Genomic DNA, 19,513 nt, shown 5'->3' on the forward strand with positions numbered 1-19,513 from the left:
TTGTAAGCTTGCTTGATTACAATGTAATAATTTACATTTTTGCATCAGCAATGGTCTGAATTTTATCGCGGATCATATACAGCAACACCAGGCTGGGAATAACCATTAATGCGGTCAGCACGAAAAAAAGCTGCCAGTTACCGCCTAGCGAGTCGACTATGACACCACTGTATGCCCCCAACGTGGTGCGACCAAAGGTGCCAATACTGGCGAGCAAGGCGTACTGGCTAGCGGTAAAGGCGCGGTTACACAACACCGAAATAAAGGCCATAAAGGCGACGGTGCCCCAGGCTGCGGTAAAACCGTCCACCACTATGGTGATAAACAGCAAAGTTTTGTCTGGTCCGACACTGGCCATCAGGGCAAACAACAGGTTGCTGGCCGCCATGGCAATACCACCGACAAACAGACCTTTGATAATACCAATGCGTAAGTTTACTAAACTGCCGATGATAGAGGCCACTATGGTCACCGCCCAGGTTAGTAATTTTGAGTACGTGGCGATATCTGAATTGCTGAATCCGATTTCTTTGTAAAAGACAATACTCATTCTGCCGAGTATGGCTTCGCCCATTTTAAACAGCACCACAAACAACAGTAGTGACAGCGCAAGACGTACCCCATTGCGGTTGAAAAAGTCACGCAGGGGCTCTCCCATGGATACCAGCACCCAAGCCATTGCCTGCTGCGCTGGCCCGCCCTGCGTGGTTGTGCAGGCATTATGCTGACTAAGCATATGGCTGGTGGTGCGTATGGCATAAACCAGCAATGCCAGGACCAATACACTGAATGCCAGGGTTTGGTACTCAAACCAGGTACTACCAAATACGCCGACAAAACAGAGCACAACTGCCGTTGCGATGGCGAGCATCACCAGCATTGCCTGGTGTCCCTTGGCAACCACTGCCGCCAGATAATGGGACTGCGCTTCCTGGTAGGCTTTATCGCGCATAGACTGAGGTTCTTTTGCCAGCCACACCCCCAGGGTAAGCAACAACATGATTGCACCTAGTAGCAGATAAACATCCGGCCAGTTCCAACCTGGCATATCTGCGACAAAAAACGGAATTGCCCCTAACAGCGCATAGCCCGTCCACCATCCTGAGGTAGACATGGCTGCGGCACTGGATTGTTGTTCATTGTGTTTGGTATCTATGCTGTCGATCCGAAAGGCATCAATGGCAATATCCTGAGTGGCGGAACACAGGGCGATAAAAAGCGCGGCCAGGCCGGCCAGGGTCAGATTGCTGTTGGGGTCCACCTGAGAGAGCAGCAGGCAGCAGCAAGCAATCACTAGCTGCATACTCAGGATCCAGCCGCGACGTTGTCCTAAACGCTGACACAAAAAGGGAATCTTCAACCTGTCGAGCATGGGAGACCAGAGGAAATTTACCGAGTAGACGGCAAACACGGCGGTGAAGTAACCAATGGCTGAACGGGTCAATCCGGCATCCTTTAGCCAGGCTGACAGTACCGAGCCAATCATGACCCAGGGAAAGCCGCTGGCAATGCCGAACAGGAAGATGCTTAGCATCGTGCGATTGCCAAATTGGCGAAGCTGTGAAATCAATGACTGCAAGAGAGGTACTTGTTGCTTTTATTGTCGGCCTATTGGGCCATGACTTGTGGCGGGGGTCAAGCGAGGGGATTGTTCGTTGCAAACATCCTTAAATCAGACGATTTGCCAGCAGCCTATGGCCTGACGCCGACACAATCCAGAGGATATTGACCGTCACCTTCTAAATAGTCGAGGCAGGTTTGTAGTTCGCTACGCAGGAAAGGGTCTTCCAGCAGCTTCTGTTCTGACCAGAAATGTACTTGATGTAACAGGTGCCAGAATACGCGCTCCTTGGCGCTGAAAGGCTGGTTATTGCGGTCCTGCATCTGGTGCCATTCTTCCATGGTGTCCCAGAAATACAGATCTACTTCCCGGTATGGAATCCGTTTGTCCCAAAAGGCTCTTACAAAGTAGGCCAACTGCTTTGCCTTACGATTGATAAAACCCTGCACTGTCACTGGCACCACCCCTTTTCACTTTATCCGAGTATAGCTGGGAATTACGGATTCGCTGTATCAGGATGTAACGGAATAGCGCTATTTACCAACCCATTTGGGTTAACCAACCTAAGATTTCTTTTGCCACATATGCGCTTTGGTTAAGGGCCATTGACTGGCCAACAATTTCCCGCTGGCGATAATGCAGTTTTAAGGCTTTTTTTGCGGCGACCTGGCGCTGTTTGCGGCTGTGTAGCGTCCAATCATTGTTCCAGGCGTTATAAATATCGAGCAGAGGGCTTGGCAGGTCGCTGACATACTGACTGAGTTGGTAATTCCACTCGCTGTCCGGCCAGAATGGCGCGATGGTAATCAGGGCATCTGGTGCGTTTAGTGTCCCTTCGGCATACAGCTTGGTGAGCCAGGCCGCGCTGGTTCCCTGGCTTATGACCAACACAAAACCCGGATATTGCTGGTTAAGTGGTGCAACGGCCATGAGTTGTTGTTGTAACTTACGCTCCTGCTGATCAAACTGGTCACGGGTCAGCAAGGATTGAAAGGTGCCGGGTTTTAGTGGCTCTGCAGCATCGCTCGCTGGCTGCTGGGCATCCGCGTCTGGAGTGTCAGTTGTGTCTTTGGCAGGATAAAATTCTGTCTGCGGTGCACTCATCAGCACCGTTGCCCAGCCCGCTTCATTTAAATATTGCACTAAAGGCTCGAGTGATTGGTCCCCCATATGCCCAAGGCCCAAGTCATTAACTAGTACTGCCATACCCCGGGTGTTGACTGTGGTGCTGTCATTTACCACGACGGTGAATTCAGTTTCACCCGCCAGCAGAGTTTGATATTGATGGGCAGGCATTGCATGTTGCACGTCTTCTGAATGCATGGCCTGCCTGTCCAGCTGCTGTGCGCTGGCACTGATTGAAAATAGGGTGAGTATCAGCAGGTAGGGTAACTTCATAGGCCTTCCAGATCTTCTTCTATCAGTGTATCGGACAGCCACGGCGGAACTTGAAGTTATCAACTAAAACGGACAAGGACTGGTAAAGTGCAGCGGCACATGACTGCGAGGGTGGCTTAGTTGCAGTTCGCTGGCATGCAATTGCAGACGGTCCGCCATGCGCAGTGCCTGGCCCTTAGCGTACAGCTTGTCGCCCAAAATGGGGTGACCAAGGCTGAGCATATGCACCCTAAGCTGGTGCGAGCGACCTGTAACGGGCTCAAGGCGTAGTAAAGACTGATGTTCCTGGCTATCGAGTATCTGCCAGCGGGTCAGGGCCTTTTTACCACGCATGAAATCCACCATCTGCCTGGGACGATTAGGCCAGTCACAAATCAGTGGCAGATTGATTTCACCTGAATTTTGACGCGGTATCCCCCAGACTCTGGCCAAGTACACTTTAGCGGTCTGACGTCGTTCAAACTGCAAGGAAATCTGCTTGTGGCTGTCGCTATTAAGGGCCATCAGCATAATGCCAGAGGTAGCCATATCCAGTCTGTGTACCACTGTGGCGCCTGGAAATACCCGCTGCACTCGCAGTTGCAAACTGTCTTTATGCTCGGCCGCTTTACCGGGCACCGACAGCAGCCCGCTGGGCTTGTTCAGCACCAGCAGGTCGTTATCCTGATAAAGGATCTGCAAATAGGGATGCAGTGGCGGCAGGTATTCCAGTAAGGCCATTAGTGGCTGTTCACCACCAGACGAATGGCTTCCAGCCTTACTTCTGCCTTTTCAATCGCTTGCAACAAGGCCGCCATCTGTTCACTTAGGTAACTCAATTCTTCTTCGCGTACCGAAGGATTGAGAGCCTTGAGGGTTTGCAGACGATCCAGTTCATCGCCAAGCAAACTACGCATTTGCTTGCTGGCGTTGTTACTAAGCTCTGCGGCCTGAGTGGCGGCCTGTTTAGCGGCAAGGGTCACCGCAGCATCGATCTGTGTTTTTAACGCCTCAACCAACTGTCTGCCCATCTTGCCTTTAAGGCGCTCTAGATTCACAAACTGCTGATTGCTGAGCTTACCGGCGGCGTCCACGCACAAGCGAATGGGGGTTGGTGGCAGGTATCTATGTAATTGCAAAGCGCGTGGTGCACTGGCACTGAGCACAAACAGACATTCCACCCAGTAACTGCCGTTTGGCAGGCTCTTGTCCTGACTTAGCGCCACGCTGCTCATGCCGATCGTGTCGGTGAGGATCATATCCAGGGCATGCTGCACCATAGGATGGTCAGCACTTAAAAAGCGCACGTCTTCGCGGGACAGGGCAATGCCACGCTCATAGGTGACGGTAATACCTTCTTCATCAAGACCGGGCAACTGGCTAATCATCGACTCGCCGGGGCGCAGAATGTAGCAATGCTCGTCCTTATCTTCCTGGGCAATACCTATGGCATCAAACAAACGGGTCAGGAATAGCTCCAATTGCGGGCAATCATCCAGTTCGGCAATAGCTTCCACCAGGCTTTCTACATTGCCGCGGCCAGAGGAATTAAGCTCCAGCAGCTTATCGCGGCCTTGCTCCAGCTTCTGTTTAAGCTGCTGATGCAGGCTTAAAGTGGTGCTGAGTAAGTCATCCACCCCATCTTCATCCTGCTGGTTGATGCAGCGCAGCAGTTTGTCCTGTACCTGCTCAAATACCGCGGTACCCGTCGGACAGGTTTGCTCGAAAGCGTTAAGCCCTTGGTGATACCAGTTGAGCATAAGTTGCTGGGCGCTTTGGGCAAAGTAGGGCACATGAATTTGAATATCACGTTTCTGACCAATACGGTCTAATCGGCCGATACGCTGTTCTAATAAATCGGGCACCAGAGGCAAATCAAACAGCACCAACTGGTTGGCAAACTGGAAGTTACGTCCTTCACTACCAATTTCACTGCAGATCAATACCTGCGCGCCCTCTTCAGATTGAGCAAAGTAGTTAGCCACACGGTCACGTTCAACTATGCTCAGACCTTCGTGGAACACGCCAGCACGAATACCGGCTTTCACCCGCAGGGCTTCGGCCAGTTGCATGGCGGTGCCGGCGCTGGCACAGATGGTCAGGACTTTTTCGCCTTTTAAGCTTTGCAGCAAGCCGATAAACCAATCGACACGCGGGTCAAGTTCGGTCCAGTGGCCTTGAATAAGCGGATGGCGCTCAGGGGTGAGGCGAAATTCCATCTTAAGTTCAGGATCGTCAAATAGCTGCGTATAACGCTCAGGCAAAGGCAGCTCATGAGTTACAAGGTGGCGTACCGGGAAGCCCTGGATACCGGCCCGACTGTTTCTGAATAACAGGCGACCAGTGCCATGACGGTCAATCAGGTGTGCCAGCAATTTGCGTTTATCTTCGTCGCTGGCCTGGTTGATATTGGCCAGCGCGGCTTGCTCCTCTGGCGCAAAGTCAACAATGGCCTGAATTTGCGCGTTGTCCAGTTGTTGTCCATCAACCAAAGGTGCAATGGCATCGGCCAGCGCCGCGTATTGCTGCTCTTCGGCCAAAAAGGCCTGGTAATCGTGGAAGCGAGCCGGGTCTAACAAGCGCAAACGAGCAAAATGGCTTTCATGGCCCAGTTGGTCTGGAGTGGCGGTAAGCAGCAGTACCCCTTTGGTTTGCTCGGCCAGCGCCTCAATGGCCTGGTATTCTTCCGATGCTTGCTCTTGTGACCATTGCAGGTGGTGGGCTTCATCCACCACTAACAAATCCCAGGGGGCTTCTACGGCCAGTTGACGGTATTGTGGGAAGCGGGTTAGAAAATCCAGGCTGCACAACACCAGTTGCTCAGACTCAAATGGGTTGCCGCCTTCGTCCGCCAAAGATTGGCAGCGTTCTTCATCAAAAATCGCAAAGGCCAGATTAACCCGGCGTAGCATTTCAACCAGCCACTGATGGACCAAACTGGAAGGCACTACAATCATCACCCTGGAAGCGCGACCTGTCAGCAGTTGCTGGTGGATAATCAGCGCCGCTTCTATGGTTTTACCTAAACCAACTTCGTCCGCCAGCAAAACCCGTGGGGCGAAACGGCTCGCCACGCTGCGGGCAATATGCAATTGGTGAGGAATGAGATCCACCCGTGCCCCTGTCATACCCAACAGAGGTGAGGTTTGATGCTGGTGCTGATGGTTAAGGCAAGCCAGGCGCAAATCAAACCAGCGTGGGTCATTAAAGTTGCCGCTATAAAGGCGCTGATCGGGTTTATCTAATTGGTAGTTGTGGTCAACAAAGGTTTCTTTGAGCTCCACCATTTGGCCATTATCCAGGCGTTTGCCAATATAAGTCAGCTGCCCGGCGCTTTCCTTGCTGCTTTCCACCTGCATCTGCCAGCCTTCATGGCTTTTTACCTTGTCGCCTACGACGAATTCGATACGGGTCAGCGGCGCGTTATCAGCGGTGTAAGTACGGCTTTCACCGGTGGCGGGAAACAGCAATGTCAGGGTGCGGCCCTGGGCATCGACTACGGTTCCCAGACCCAGCTCGGTTTCGGTATTACTGATCCAGCGCTGACCTAAGGCAAACGACATGAAGACTCCTGATGACAAAAATTGCGGCGCGGGATCTTATGTGAGAATCCCCGCCGGGGCAATTCGCACCGGGACTTTTAATCATCACCCGGGGCAACAAACAGACAAATATTCCATTTAGTACAAATATTGAGCAAACAAACAGGTGTCAGCTCCGCTTCTCTAAAAATAGGTGATTCACCAGAAAAAGTGTTTTATTGTGAGGTTGTCAGGCCACGGATTTCAGTTAGTCGGCCTGCACAGGGGAATGCGCGGTTCATGACTGGCTTCTGCTGGTCGTGGGCATTATCACACCCCGCCAGTAATCGGACGGGGTGGGAACAACCAGCCGGAGATGCGAATGGTCAGAACCAAACCTGCCAACAGCAAAATTTACGTCCTCGATACCAATATTCTTCTTCACGAACCTTTTGCCTTCCTGTCCTTCAAAGAGCATGACGTGGTAGTACCCATGACGGTGCTTGAGGAGCTGGACTATATCAAAGACAGTAAAAAAGACGTGTCCCGCGACGCCCGTATATCCATACGAGCGATGGAAGATGTATTACATGAAGCGACGCCGGACCAACTCACCGCTGGCGTGTCATTAAAAGGTCTGGGGTCTGGCGAGGCTGCGCCCACCGGGAGACTGTCGATTTTTGCCGATGTCGGTATGCCAAAATCGCAGCAGGTGTTTACCAGCAACGAAAACGATAACCGTATAATCAATGCGGCCCTGCATATACAACAGCGTGCCACGCCGCGCCAAGTGGTATTGGTCACCAAAGACATCAATATGCGCCTTAAAGCCAAAGGTGCCGGCCTTGCCCACGTAGAAGATTATCGAACCGATCAGTTGGTTAGCGATATCAAGTACCTGAGTAAGGGCTATCACAAGTTCACCGGCAATTTCTGGGACAAGGTCAAGACAGTGGAAAGCCGCACCGAAGGCCGGGAGACTGTTCATGTGTTGGACCGTAAGGTATTCCCTGAGGCCTATATCAACGAGTTTTTGATCGACGACAGTAAGGCGTTTGCCGGTATAGTCGAATCGGTGTCAGACTCAACCCTGGAAATTCTCGACCTTGGTTATGAGCGACTAATGTCTCGTAAAGCCTGGGGCATTCATCCCAAGAATATTGGTCAGGCGATGGCGCTGCACGCCCTGTTAGACCCCCATATTGATCTGATTATTATGACTGGCCCGGCTGGGTGTGGCAAAACCTTGCTGGCACTGGCAGCAGCGTTGGAGATGGTGGTAGAACGCAAGATGTACGATAAAATCATCGTTACGCGCAATACTCCGGAAATTGCTGAATCTATTGGCTTTTTGCCCGGCACCGAAGAAGAGAAAATGGCCCCATGGTTGGCGGCTATCACCGATTCATTGGAAGTGCTGCATAAGAACGACGAGAACGTGAAAGGCTCCATGAGCTACATCATGGAAAAAGCCAATATTCAGTTTAAGTCGGTGAACTTTATGCGCGGGCGCAGCATTCAGAACTCTATTGTGATCCTGGATGAGAGTCAAAACCTGACGGCATCACAATTGAAAACTATTATTACCCGTTGTGGCGAAGGAACAAAGTTAATCTGTAGCGGTAACCTGGCGCAGATTGACTCAAACTATCTGTCACCCGTTACCTCTGGTTTAACCTACCTAGTTGAAAAATTTAAGAATTTCGCGGGTAGCGCTACAATTAACCTGGATGGTGTAGTACGTAGTCGCCTGGCAGAGTTTGCCGAAGAACATTTATAGATTGAGGTAAGTTTTTTGACGCCTTTTGTTGACAGCCAGAAGCAAAGAGTTTTGGTGGTGGACGACGAGCCCATCAATCTGAAAATACTTGGGCAAGCCTTGTCAGGGGATTATCAGGTCTTGGTTGCGTCTAACGCCGAGCAGGCTATCCACATTGCTACCACGCAACAGCCTGATCTCGTCCTTCTGGATATCATTATGCAGGGAATGGACGGTTATCAGACTTGTCGCGCATTGAAGCAGGATCCGCGTACCGTCAATATTCCCATTATTTTTTCCACCTCTATGGACTCTGAAGAGGACGAAGTGAAGGGTTTGGAGGCTGGCGCTTCTGACTATATTACTAAGCCGTACAATCTGGCTCTGGTCAAGGCCAGGGTCAGAAACCAAATGCAATTGAAGAAAAAAACCGACCTGCTGGAAAAATTGGTTAGCCTTGATGGCCTGACCGAAATTCCTAACAGACGTGACTTTGAACAGCAGTTTGAGGTGGAGTGGCGGCGTGCCCAGCGGGCCAACAATTATATCAGCGTGTGCATGCTCGACATTGATTTTTTTAAACAATTCAATGACAACTATGGTCATGGCGCAGGTGATATTTGCCTGCAGCGCGTTGCGCGTACCTTGATGGATAATGCTAAACGATCCGGTGATTTGGTCGCTCGCTACGGTGGTGAGGAGTTTGTAGTTCTGTTGCCGGAAATTGACCTGAAAGAAGCCAAACTTGTGGCAGAGCGTTTGCGTGAGTCGGTTGAAGCCTTGGCTATTACCCATCAGTTTTCAGCTTGTGCTGGAGTGGTGACTATTAGCGCCGGCTTAGCTACTTGCCGGGCGGGTTTTGGGATGAACAAAGGGCTGCTTTTGGAAGAGGCTGATAGGTTGCTTTATGAAGCGAAGCAGCAGGGAAGAAATCGCGTAATAGGGGACACTTACTCGCTGGATGTCAGCTGAGCCAGGCTACCCACCTTCTCATAAGTAAACATATTTCCTGCAATAGCAGACAGACTGGTTGGCGCCGCCTCACCTACCGAGTAGGCCGCCGGTCCAGTTGGTTCGACGAGTAGATAATCAATACCTTCTATATTAACTGTGGCGTCTTTTTCCCTGTGAGACAACTGAACCCCGAGTAAGGCATGTCCAGGCAGATAAAGAATAACCATACTCATATTGGGCAGCATTGAGCGCAATAAGGCGACGGCCAGGGTGGTTTTGCTGTCGCAATCCCCGTGATTGCTGATGAGGACATCTGCCGGAGGCAAAAAGCCCGAACCATTGGATGTCAGTCGGTTTTCCAGGTTGTCATAGGGAATGCTCTGCAGCCAACTCAGCAATATATTTACATAAGCCCGGGGTTGGCTGTTATCCAGCAATTTTGCGTAGATGGCATTCGCGGCAGGCAGCAATGTGTCGATACTCTCGTTGGCGTAGCGCAAATGGTCTGGTTTAACTCCTTCCTGACCGAGATAATCGTGATAGCGCGCGTAGTAGTTGCTGGCCAGATAGTCAGCGAAGGCCTGGTCTTCAAGACTAAGTAATCTTGTTTTCCACTCGTCAATAACCGCCGGGTTTCGCGCACGTACCTGATACTGCAGACTTTGCCCGAGCATACGCACAGATATTCTGGCCTGTTTGGGGTCAACCGCTCGGGCTGCCCGCTGCATGGCGAGCATAATATGCTGCTGAGCAACAAGGGGTTGGTAGGTTTTGAGTTTCTGGAATTGGCGATTGATTTTTTGTTTGTCCAGAGTGAAAGATAATGATTGTTCTTGATTTTGAAAGTCCTTCCAGCGGTAGGCCAACTGAATGCTTGAATCGTCTTCGCTGCGCTGAAAATCAAGTTGCTGAGCGGCACACACTGTTACTGCTGATAGCCACAAGCTACAGCTAAGTAAAGCGAGTCTGAGAAAAGCCACCACGTTCAATTTAATACTCTGGATATTGCATGATGTTCAGTATAACGGCTGTTATCACACATCTCTATTCTATATAAAAGTAAATAGAATCAATAACAAAGGCGCCATAAGGCGCCTTTGCTGGTCTGTCCTGGCGGTTAAAATGACTGACTGAATTCCACTCCCCACATTCTGGGCAGGCCAGGACTGAGGTTTGCAGAGCCGGTATTTTCACCTTGTCCGCCAAAGCCAGACAGTACGTATTCTTCATCTGCCAGGTTACGAACGAACAAGGACAACTGCCAATCATCGTCACTACGGTAGGATACCCGGGCATTAATCAGATCATAGCCCTTAACTCGGTTCTCGCCGGTCAGGCCTGTTACCATTCCTGGGTTGACCGGCAGCAACCGCACAGCATTGATATCGCTGGCGGTGGCGCGTTCGTCCACAGAGGTCATATCCACATGCAGCATCCATTCACCGTTATCGCCCTGAACAAAGTAATCAGCGCCAAGATACCAGCGGTTTTTGGGTACGCCAGCCAGCGGTGAGCCGGTTAAATCATCATCGGCTGTTTCCCCCACAAATAATGAGTACTTGGTGTACTCACTGTCGAGGAAGGCGTAATTAAAGTTAATCACCAAATTATCGGTGGCTGCCCATTCAGATTCCACCTCAAAGCCTTTGCCCGCTGCATCGACATTACGTACGTTGTATACCGGAATATTGCCGGTAGAGCCGGTCAGACGCAGGATCTGCAAGTTGGTGTAATCATAGTCATACGCAGATAAGTTGAGTTTCAGCCGGTTGTCGAACAAAGTCGACTTCATGCCTACTTCAAGGTTATCAACCTCTTCCTGATCAAAAGGCGGAGCGGCCCCCAAACTGTTGAAACCTCCGGCCTTAAAGCCACTGGCGGCACTGATATAGGTCATCAGATTGTCGGTCCATTGATAGTCCACAACAATGCGCGGGGTTAGCTTGGTCCAGGTGTTGGATTGTTCGAATGGTTGGTAGTTACCGTTGCTATCCAATACCGCATCGCCATTGGCATCACGCTGATAATATTCAGTACCGAATGCCAAACCGAATGGCATGGCGGGCACGCCTGGCAGTGGAATCGTTACTTCATTCTGATAACGGGACAGAATGCCAAAGTCTTTTTTATCTTTGGTGTAGCGAAGGCCAAGGGTTAGATCCAGCTTTTCAGTGACCGGATAAGTCACATCGAAAAAGGCCGCGTAGGAGGTATAGTCCCCGAAATTTTCCGTCACTTCGCTCCAGGGTTTACCCAGATTGTCACGGGCAATTCGCCAGGCCAGCTCTTCGCTGGATACCCCGGCTAACTGTGACAAGTAAGCCAGTTCATTTGGCAGTAAGCTTTGCAGGAAGCCTGCTAGGCCAGTGCCCACGGGCATATCCATAATGCCAGGCACACCTAACTGGGGGGCGCCAGTGGGGGGAAGCCCAAGCCCCTTCAATTGTTCATTGATGGCAAAGCTATCGAGAGACTCCATCATAAACTCGGCAACGGTGATCTGGTGAATGTCTTCATTGGCATAAGTTGTGCCGAAGGTCCACTTGGTACCCCCATCAGTCACACCGGTCAGACGAATTTCCTGGCTGAAGTACTTTTGATCTTCTAAGTTATTGGATCCAAAAAAGCCCCGGGTTTGCGCACTGCCATCATCTTCAGTGTTGTTTTCGGTATTAAAACGACGATATGCGGTGATGGAGGTCAAGGTGCCTATGTCTAAATCCTTGTTGATCTCCAGTGATGTGCCAAACAAATTGCGGGTTTCCAGTGTGTCCATATCGGTTTCATACACACCAAATGGATTCAAACCACCATCGGCCTGAGAGCGATAGTAGCTGCTATTGGCGGAATACGCAGGACGGGCGTCATTATCCAGTTCATCAAACTCGGCGCGCCAGATTAGCTCCAATGTTTCGCTGGGGATCCAGCGTAAGGCAGCCCGGCCTGACATCACATTTTCAGCGCCAAGTTTGACTTTCTGCGGTTCTCCCTCGGCATTGCCTTTTCTTGGATCCGGATAACGAAGCGCATCTACATAACCGTCTCTGTCGCTTAAATTGATGCTGCCACGAAAGTACAGTTCATCGGTCAGCGGCAGGTTGTATACCCCTTCAAACTGTTTCTTGTCATGACTGCCTAAGGTAACCCGGTAATTACCTTCCTCAATATCAATGGGCTTCTTGTTAATGATACGTACGGCACCCGCTGCGGTATTTCGACCAAACAAGGTACCTTGCGGGCCTTTTAATACTTCCACACGCTCAACATCATTGAAGTTCATCAGCGCTGAGCCACTGCGTCCTGCGTAAACGTCGTCGACATAAATACCCACAGCCGGATCGGCACCTATGCCGAAGTCATTGGTTTTGATGCCGCGAATGTCGAACTTGGGTTGGGTTGCAGAGGTAATGTTGGTTTCAAAACCCGGGGTCAGATTCCCCAGGTCATTAATATTGCTCGCACCGATTTTGCGCAGATTCTGCGCTGAAAAAGCGCTGATCGCGATGGGAACCTGTTGGATGTTCTCCACCCGTTTCTGGGCGGTAACTTCCAGTACTTCAATACCTATGACTTCTTTGTCTTCGCTCTTGTCCTGAGCCATCGCCTGCGAGCAGGCCAGAATGGCAGTAACGGCACTGGCTATCAATGTAGGATGCTGGGTCAGATGTTTCATTGTGTACCCCAAAGTTGCTACGTCTGTGTTTGGTCGGGTTAACCCCCGATTCTCGGGCCGGAAGTAAAAATTCAGTGGTTTATTCTTCCGCCTTGGTGACCTGTCTGGCCCAACCAGTGTAAGGACTGAAAATGTAGGACGCCAGTACTAAGTTAAAAAAATGTTTTAATTGGTACTATGGTTCCACTAATATGCATGGTACAAATGAATTATGAGAACCTGCCATGAACACAAATACCATGCGCTTTATGTTGTCTTGTTTGCTGTTGCTGAGTTTGCCTGCTTTGGCTGAGCCTGCGAAGTTATATGCGACTTGTGGCGCCTGTCATGGGGATAAAGGACAGGGGAATCCACAACTGCAGGGGCCGGTGTTAGCTGGTTTGTCAGCCGACTATCTAACCAGGCAAATGCTCGCCTTTGGGCAAGGCTCGCGAGGTCAGCACCCAGAGGATAAAGCGGGACAGCAAATGGCGATGATGGCCAAAACACTGCTTCCCGAGGGGACGGATATTCCTGCACTTAGTGCTTACATTGAAGCTATGCCGATACCAGAACAAACCATCAGACTGTCTGGTGACCTGAAAACCGGAAATGCGTATTACCAGAATAACTGCGGGGCATGCCATGGCGGACAGGGGCAAGGAAACCCGGCTTTTAAGGCTCCCCGTTTGGCCGGGCAGGACATAACTTATGTGCGACGTCAGTTTATGCATTTTAAACAGGGCATAAGGGGTACGGCGAAAGAGGATATGCCTGGCCGCCAAATGGCCATGATGGCCAACACCTTGCCAGAGGATAAAATTGACGACGTAATGGCCTTTATCAGCTCATTATGAAATACCTATTCTTATTACTTTTAATCAGTAGTGTGGCCATACATGCCAGCGAGAACTGGGTATTGAAGGAGGGCTGTCCGCCGAGTTTTGAGCTGCGTGACGGTCAGTGCTTTTTGGTCAATCGTTATCAATTTTACGATTCACTGCAAAATCGTGGGGTAGGGGGGACACAAACCGGATTGCCGGAATTTCGTGACGGCTTCTCGCCACAACAGATCGATCTTGGCCGCTATTTGTTTTTTGATCCTCTGCTATCAAAAGATGGCTCATTATCCTGTGCCAGTTGTCATCAGCCTGAGCTTGGTTTTGCCGACGGTCGGCCGCGCAGCATTGGCATGGACGGGCAGGTGGTAAAGCGCGCTGCCCCCAGTTTATGGAATGTCGGCTTTTTAAAAAAACTCTTCTGGGATGCCAGGGCCAGCACTCTTGAAGAACAAGCGGTTGGCCCCTTGTTCGCTGCGGATGAAATGGCCAATACACCGCAGAAGTTGATGGCTGATCTAGTTGCCAATCCGCTGTATCCCGAGCTTTTCAAACAGGCATATCCTGGGCAGGCAACACCGCTGAGCCTTGAGAATGTTTTGCATGCCCTGGCCGCTTTTCAAACTTCGCTGGTATCTCTTAATAGCCCTTATGACCGCTATGCATTGGGCCATCACGCCGCCCTGAGCGATGAGGAAATCGCCGGTATGAATGTGTATCGGTCATTTGTCGCGCGCTGCTCTGAATGTCACACGCCACCGCTTTTTACTAATCAGCAGATAGCGGTGATTGGTACACCTGAACCCGAGGGCGTGCCGCTGGATATTGGTGCAGAAGAGACTTTTCATGCAGCAAAACTTAAAGGCGGCTTCAAGGTGCCGACCTTGCGTAACATAGTTAAAACCGCACCTTATATGCACTCTGGCCGCTTTGATTCACTGCGTGATGCGGTGGAGTTTTACACCAAAGGTCGCGGCCATGCAGTGCCTGCCGGTGTGGAAATGCAGATTCATTGGCATATATGGGAGCCAAAACTCACCGATCAGGAGATTGACGATATTGTCACCTTCCTGGGCGCATTAACCGATGAAAGCCTGATACCGGAAACGCCGGATAAGGTGCCGTCTGGCCTATCGCCACTGACGGGGTTTCAACCAACACTCAACCAACAACAAGCGGAGCATACCGATGAGTAAGGGCAACATTTTTGCCGTGGTGTTAATCGTAGCGGCATTTTTTGTCGGTCGGCACTGGTTTGCCGATACGCCGACCTTGATGACAGACAGTCGAAGCGGTGCCGGTTACAGCGGCGGCACGGAATCGACAGGCAGCACCCGAAGTGGTTTGGTGCGGGCTATCCATACCGCACCACGCACAGGTACAGTGCATGAGGTGCGGGAAGGGCAGTTGATCATGGATAAGGTCAAGATCGCCGAGCCGGGCGATACCATTTTGGTCTACCCCGGCAGCTATTCCGAAACAGTGTACATCGACAAAGACAATATTCGTCTGTCAGGGGTAATCGAAGAAGGCAAACGCGCGGTACTTGACGGCAAGGGCCATCTGAATGATGCGGTGCTGTATTCTGGCAATGATATTGTGGTGGAAAACCTGCTGATCACTAAGTACAAGGGCAATGCCATTATGGGGCAGGCCGGTAATAACTTTGAGATCCGCAATAACATCATTGTTGATACCGGCGTTTACGGCATATTCCCGCAGTTGGGTAAGAACGGCATTGTCACCCATAACGTGATCTCAGGTATTGAAGATGCGGCTATTTATGTGGGCATGAGCGACAACATTCATGTGGCGCATAACCAGGTATTTGAGAGTGTGGCCGGTATTGAGATTGAAAACAGCCGCCATGCCATAGTCGAGAATAACTATGTGACCAATAATACCGGCGGCATTCTGGCCTTTATTACCCCAGGATTACCGGTGAAAACCACTTATGATGTGATTATCCGCAACAACTTTATTGTAGCTAACAACCATGAGAACTTTGGTGCGCCTGGCAGCACGGTGGCGGGCATTCCCCCTGGCACAGGAATTCTGATTATGGCCGCCGATGAGGTGGTGGTAGAAGGCAATATTATCAGCGACAACAAAACCGCCGGGATAATTATCACCGACCACAACAATGCCCCGAATACCACTATAGATCCCGAGTCGGATCCTGCGCCGGATAAAGTGGCGATTCTTGATAACCTGATGCACAACAACGGCTACGACACTATTGATGAAGCCAAAGCATTGATGCTGACTGAGTTTAAAACCGGTAATCCGGACATTGTCAGAGTGGGTGTCAGCCGCGACAGCTGTATTATTAATCGCCATCAGTATGTGACTGTGGGTGTGGATAACTGGGCCGAATGTGGTTTTACCCATACCGGCGATATTATGACGTACTTGCTGGACAAGCCGGTAGAACCCCGTGAGATTGATCCTTCCGAAGCGGGTAAGGTGGCTTACCTGGGAATTTGCGCCGGGTGTCATACCTACACCGGCCGCATGATTGGTCCACCAGTACAAGTGATCCAAGCGCTGTATATGGAAAACCCTCAGGGTATTGCCGACTATATAGCCAATCCGGTCAAAAAGCGTGATGACTATCCGGAAATGCCGCCTCAGGATTATCTTGATCCAGCGACTCGTATGGCGGTAGCGGAGTATATGCTGACTGTGAGTAAATAGACTCGCGGATATCAGCTTGCAGTTGGCAGGGATGTGGCTTCTGCCGACTGCATGCTATTTGTTTGCCGTTCCGGGAAGCTTTGTTATCCCAGGCTATCAGCAAGTTAAGGTGTTGGGCTAGTGCCCAACACCTTGTCAGTTAAACCTTAGCAAATCGCTCTCTTGCAGGCTTTAGTCAGTCTTTACAATGTTTAGATAAGCTTCTGTTCCCCACAGCGGTACTGTCGACAAACTGTGTTTAAAACTCCCCGAGGTTTCTTTGGTGGAGTAGGAGACATACATCAGTGTCTGATGTTCAGCATCAAAAATGCGCCTGATTTTCATCGATTTAAAGAAAATACTTTTGGATTTGCTGAACAGCACCTCGCCGGACTTACTTTTATCAATCTGGGCAATCATGGCTGCCGTAATGGGGCCAGTCTGACGGCAAGCTATAGCACTATCTGACGGGTCGGCCAAATCCAGATTGGCCTCAATGCTGGAAACGTGGCAGGTCACTCCGGTTACCACCGGATCAGTAAACGCATCCAGCTTGATATCTTTAGTGGTAAATAATCCCAGCGATACATCACCCACTTCGTTGGGGCTGCATGCTGACAAACAGGTCAATGCGGTGAGTAGTAATAAAGGGCTGCGCATGGGGGTTATCCAAGTGGCCAATCGTGAGGTTATAGTGCCATAGACTTGGCATAAAACCTTGCTGGAATTGTTAAGAATTTTTAGTCTTTTAATGCAAATATTCTGCGTATCCCTTTACCAACGGGTGTTCAGGCCGCTCATGGCCTTCAGTCTGAGAGAGTCGATGGTAAATGCGCCAGACCGCAGCAGCTTAATATCTAGAATGTAAAATGTTCAAGAATAATTATGCTTTAATCTTTAGGAATGGACTGCGAGCAACCCAGGCTGAGCCGGTTGGGTAATTATCCCTCGCCAACGTGATTTAATCAGGGCCTGAATTGTTGGTTGGAATTGCTTAACCCAATTCGAACAGCGGCCCGGCTAATAATGCGCTGAGTACCGATTCAACTAACTGTATATCGGTACCTGACCAGGGATTGGTCAGTAACTGATATTCAAGATGATACAGGGTACCCAATAAAATTTGTGCGCGCTCTTGTGCCTTGTCCTGGCCTAAGCCGGTAAAAAAGCTTTCGATAGCCCGAGTCATCAACAACTGTGGATATTGATAGAGCTCAGCCAGTTTTTCGTTGCGTAAGGCTTCCTGACGGAAAGACCACTCCACTATACGGGCATCTTTATCCTGAACCTGATTTTCGATATGTGAGACCAAAAAGCGCAGTAGATCTCCTTTTAGGCGTTTTTTATCTGCGTGTCTCTCGAACTCTTCCAGGGCGATCCAGGCACTACGTTCCAGTAGCTGTACGTGGCTGGCATTTTGTTCGGTAAAGTACACAAACGCGTCGTGGATCAAACACTCTATGGTGTCGAAGTAATAAGTCGTAGCCGACAGCGGCACTTGCGCTTCTTTGGCGACGGACCTGTGCCTTACCTCACGGATACCGTCTCGGACCATGATGGTCAATGCCGCACTTAATATGCTGTCGCGTCTTTCCTTGCTGTCCTTGCGTTTGGTGGGACGCCCTGTGTACTGCAGGTTTAACTGGTCAAGGGCCAGCGTGTTCCTTGTCTGCATTCATTTTACCTTATGGATTAAACCAGTTGAGTTTATCCCTTAATGTCACCACAGTGCCAACAATGATTAAAGCGGGTGGTTTAATGTGAGCGGCCTTGTGCTCAATGTCAGCCAGGGTGCCGGCAACCACTTGCTGCTGATTCGTGGTGGCTTGTTCTACCAAAGCAATAGGCATATCGCTTGGCATACCGTGCGCAATCAGTTCGCGGCAAATCACAGGCAAGCCGGTCAGTCCCATGTAAAACACTAGCGTCTGGCGCTTTTGTACCAGGGCGGGCCAATCCAGGTTAATACTGTCATCTTTCAAATGGCCGGTGGCGAAGACCACTGACTGGGCATGATCGCGATGGGTTAAGGGAATACCGGCATAGCTGGACGCGCCGCTGGCGGCAGTGATACCTGGTACCACTTCAAAACCGATATCATGGGCAATCAGCTCTTCAATTTCTTCACCGCCTCGACCAAAAATAAATGGGTCACCGCCTTTCAGGCGTACCACGCGCTTACCTGCTTTGGCTTCCCGTACCAGCAACTGATTGATATCTTCCTGCGGCAGGGTATGGTTACTGGCCGCTTTGCCTACATAGACCTTCTCGGCATCACGACGCACCATATCCAGAATATCCTGCGATACCAGGCGGTCATATACCACCACATCGGCTTTTTGCATTAAGCGCAGAGCCCGGAAGGTTAACAGCTCAGGATCGCCGGGGCCAGCGCCTACCAGATACACTTCACCTTCAGTTTTTGGTGCGTCCTGCTGCAACTTGGCTACCATCATTTCCCTGGCTAGCGGGCTATTGCCTTTGAGAACCTGCTCGGCTACTTCACCGTCAAATACTTCTTCCCAAAAATAACGACGCTGGGTGACATTGGCAAAGTGCTGCTTGACTTGCTCTCTGAAACTATCGGCGAATTCGGCCAGGCTGCTGATTCGTCTGGGCAAAAAAGCTTCCAGCTTCTGGCGCAAATAGCGCAGCAGAACCGGTGCACTGCCACCGCTGCTCATGGCAATCAAAAGCGGTGAGCGGTCAATAATAGAGGGGGTAATAAAGCCGCAGAGCTTAGGGGCATCCACCACATTCACCAGCAGTTTGCGCGCTTTGGCCTGGTGGCTGATTTGCGCATTCAGCTCTGTGTCATTGGTGGCAACAAATACCAGTTGTGCCTTATCCAAATCCGATTCCAAATAAGGACGTTGTTGCAAGCTGAGCTTGCCACGTGCTGCCAATGCCTGGATAGCTTGGCATGCCTCAGGGGCCACAACTTCCACCTGGGCATGAGTACGCATCAGCAATTCCACTTTTCGGGCCGCGACCTCGCCAGCGCCCACCACCAGAACCTGGAGCGTATTGGTATCGACAAAGAGCGGGAAGTACTGCATCTGACATATTCATTAAGTGGATATAGCCCTCATTTTGGCAGAGCCTCTTATAACTACATAATATTAATTTATAAAAACATATAATCATTTTTCAAAATGATGCTCATTTCATAAA

15 protein-coding genes are annotated in these 19,513 nt (G+C 50.5%); 5 read left to right on the top strand and 10 right to left on the bottom strand.

All coding sequences use genetic code 11. The features are described from left to right. Positions 1 to 31: 31 nt before the first annotated feature. The 5 genes from J0A65_RS01190 to rapA all read right to left on the bottom strand — a co-directional run bounded on the left by J0A65_RS01190 (position 32) and on the right by rapA (position 6,501). Positions 32 to 1,534 (bottom strand): AmpG family muropeptide MFS transporter, encoded by a 1,503-nt coding sequence (locus J0A65_RS01190; protein ID WP_206592280.1) that lies wholly within the window; start codon positions 1,532 to 1,534, stop codon positions 32 to 34. 158 nt (positions 1,535 to 1,692) lie between these two features. Further along, the gene (locus tag J0A65_RS01195) at positions 1,693 to 2,016 is read right to left on the bottom strand and encodes a hypothetical protein (protein WP_206592281.1); all 324 of its coding nucleotides are present in this window, start codon (positions 2,014 to 2,016) and stop codon (positions 1,693 to 1,695) included. A gap of 82 nt (positions 2,017 to 2,098) precedes the next feature. Next, positions 2,099 to 2,959 carry a DUF3530 family protein gene (locus tag J0A65_RS01200; protein WP_206592282.1) on the bottom strand — a complete coding sequence of 287 codons (861 nt, stop codon included), beginning with the start codon at positions 2,957 to 2,959 and terminating at the stop codon, positions 2,099 to 2,101. A gap of 63 nt (positions 2,960 to 3,022) precedes the next feature. Next, entirely contained in the window at positions 3,023 to 3,679 is a 657-nt protein-coding gene (locus tag J0A65_RS01205) for a pseudouridine synthase (protein ID WP_206592283.1), read from the bottom strand. Next, positions 3,679 to 6,501 carry an RNA polymerase-associated protein RapA gene (gene rapA, locus J0A65_RS01210; protein WP_206592284.1) on the bottom strand — a complete coding sequence of 941 codons (2,823 nt, stop codon included), beginning with the start codon at positions 6,499 to 6,501 and terminating at the stop codon, positions 3,679 to 3,681. Before rapA ends, J0A65_RS01205 begins: the two co-directional genes overlap by 1 nt. A 340-nt stretch (positions 6,502 to 6,841) precedes the next feature. Here rapA and J0A65_RS01215 point away from each other — a divergent pair, with 340 nt between their 5' ends. Further along, positions 6,842 to 8,239, top strand: a complete 1,398-nt coding sequence (locus J0A65_RS01215) for a PhoH family protein (protein WP_206592285.1) — start codon at positions 6,842 to 6,844, stop codon at positions 8,237 to 8,239. Between the two features lie 15 nt (positions 8,240 to 8,254). Beyond that, entirely contained in the window at positions 8,255 to 9,190 is a 936-nt protein-coding gene (locus tag J0A65_RS01220) for a diguanylate cyclase domain-containing protein (protein ID WP_206592286.1), read from the top strand. Here the strand turns inward: J0A65_RS01220 and J0A65_RS01225 are convergent. Beyond that, positions 9,169 to 10,095 (bottom strand): transglutaminase domain-containing protein, encoded by a 927-nt coding sequence (locus J0A65_RS01225; protein ID WP_206592287.1) that lies wholly within the window; start codon positions 10,093 to 10,095, stop codon positions 9,169 to 9,171. The two genes, J0A65_RS01220 and J0A65_RS01225, sit on opposite strands and share 22 nt — an antisense overlap. Positions 10,096 to 10,289: 194 nt before the next feature. Then, positions 10,290 to 12,845 carry a TonB-dependent receptor gene (locus tag J0A65_RS01230; RefSeq protein WP_206592288.1) on the bottom strand — a complete coding sequence of 852 codons (2,556 nt, stop codon included), beginning with the start codon at positions 12,843 to 12,845 and terminating at the stop codon, positions 10,290 to 10,292. Positions 12,846 to 13,069: 224 nt separating this feature from the next. Between J0A65_RS01230 and J0A65_RS01235 the strand changes: the two genes are divergently transcribed. Genes J0A65_RS01235 through J0A65_RS01245 form a run of 3 tightly spaced genes read left to right on the top strand, consistent with a single transcriptional unit; the run spans position 13,070 to position 16,360 of the window. Then, a complete protein-coding gene (locus J0A65_RS01235) occupies positions 13,070 to 13,681 on the top strand; it encodes a c-type cytochrome (protein ID WP_206592289.1) in 612 nt (203 codons plus the stop codon). Next, positions 13,678 to 14,859 carry a cytochrome-c peroxidase gene (locus J0A65_RS01240; protein ID WP_206592290.1) on the top strand — a complete coding sequence of 394 codons (1,182 nt, stop codon included), beginning with the start codon at positions 13,678 to 13,680 and terminating at the stop codon, positions 14,857 to 14,859. Before J0A65_RS01235 ends, J0A65_RS01240 begins: the two co-directional genes overlap by 4 nt. Further along, on the top strand, positions 14,852 to 16,360 hold the full coding sequence (locus J0A65_RS01245) for a parallel beta-helix domain-containing protein (RefSeq protein WP_232849668.1): 1,509 nt from the start codon (positions 14,852 to 14,854) through the stop codon (positions 16,358 to 16,360). The genes J0A65_RS01240 and J0A65_RS01245 overlap by 8 nt, the downstream gene beginning before the upstream one ends. Before the next feature lie 171 nt (positions 16,361 to 16,531). Here J0A65_RS01245 and J0A65_RS01250 read toward each other — a convergent pair whose 3' ends face one another. The 3 genes from J0A65_RS01250 to cysG form a co-directional block, all read right to left on the bottom strand. Continuing rightward, a complete protein-coding gene (locus J0A65_RS01250; RefSeq protein WP_206592291.1) occupies positions 16,532 to 16,999 on the bottom strand; it encodes a CreA family protein in 468 nt (155 codons plus the stop codon). A 334-nt stretch (positions 17,000 to 17,333) separates the two neighbouring features. After that, entirely contained in the window at positions 17,334 to 18,014 is a 681-nt protein-coding gene (locus J0A65_RS01255) for a TetR/AcrR family transcriptional regulator (RefSeq protein ID WP_206592292.1), read from the bottom strand. A gap of 10 nt (positions 18,015 to 18,024) precedes the next feature. After that, entirely contained in the window at positions 18,025 to 19,398 is a 1,374-nt protein-coding gene (gene cysG, locus J0A65_RS01260) for a siroheme synthase CysG (protein ID WP_206592293.1), read from the bottom strand. Positions 19,399 to 19,513: the final 115 nt, after the last annotated feature.

It is taken from the genome of Bowmanella yangjiangensis (genome assembly GCF_017255015.1).
GTDB lineage: Bacteria > Pseudomonadota > Gammaproteobacteria > Enterobacterales > Alteromonadaceae > Bowmanella > Bowmanella yangjiangensis.

What these genes read in the sequence shown, in the direction of transcription:
- J0A65_RS01190 (WP_206592280.1), bottom strand. Translation starts at nt 1,534, where the DNA reads ATGCTAAGCATCTTCCTGTTCGGCATTGCCAGCGGCTTTCCCTGGGTC.
- J0A65_RS01200 (WP_206592282.1), bottom strand. Translation starts at nt 2,959, where the DNA reads ATGAAGTTACCCTACCTGCTGATACTCACCCTATTTTCAATCAGTGCC.
- J0A65_RS01205 (WP_206592283.1), bottom strand. Translation starts at nt 3,679, where the DNA reads ATGGCCTTACTGGAATACCTGCCGCCACTGCATCCCTATTTGCAGATC.
- rapA (WP_206592284.1), bottom strand. Translation starts at nt 6,501, where the DNA reads ATGTCGTTTGCCTTAGGTCAGCGCTGGATCAGTAATACCGAAACCGAG.
- J0A65_RS01215 (WP_206592285.1), top strand. Translation starts at nt 6,842, where the DNA reads ATGGTCAGAACCAAACCTGCCAACAGCAAAATTTACGTCCTCGATACC.
- J0A65_RS01230 (WP_206592288.1), bottom strand. Translation starts at nt 12,845, where the DNA reads ATGAAACATCTGACCCAGCATCCTACATTGATAGCCAGTGCCGTTACT.
- J0A65_RS01235 (WP_206592289.1), top strand. Translation starts at nt 13,070, where the DNA reads ATGAACACAAATACCATGCGCTTTATGTTGTCTTGTTTGCTGTTGCTG.
- J0A65_RS01240 (WP_206592290.1), top strand. Translation starts at nt 13,678, where the DNA reads ATGAAATACCTATTCTTATTACTTTTAATCAGTAGTGTGGCCATACAT.
- J0A65_RS01245 (WP_232849668.1), top strand. Translation starts at nt 14,852, where the DNA reads ATGAGTAAGGGCAACATTTTTGCCGTGGTGTTAATCGTAGCGGCATTT.
- J0A65_RS01250 (WP_206592291.1), bottom strand. Translation starts at nt 16,999, where the DNA reads ATGCGCAGCCCTTTATTACTACTCACCGCATTGACCTGTTTGTCAGCA.
- J0A65_RS01255 (WP_206592292.1), bottom strand. Translation starts at nt 18,014, where the DNA reads ATGCAGACAAGGAACACGCTGGCCCTTGACCAGTTAAACCTGCAGTAC.
- cysG (WP_206592293.1), bottom strand. Translation starts at nt 19,398, where the DNA reads ATGCAGTACTTCCCGCTCTTTGTCGATACCAATACGCTCCAGGTTCTG.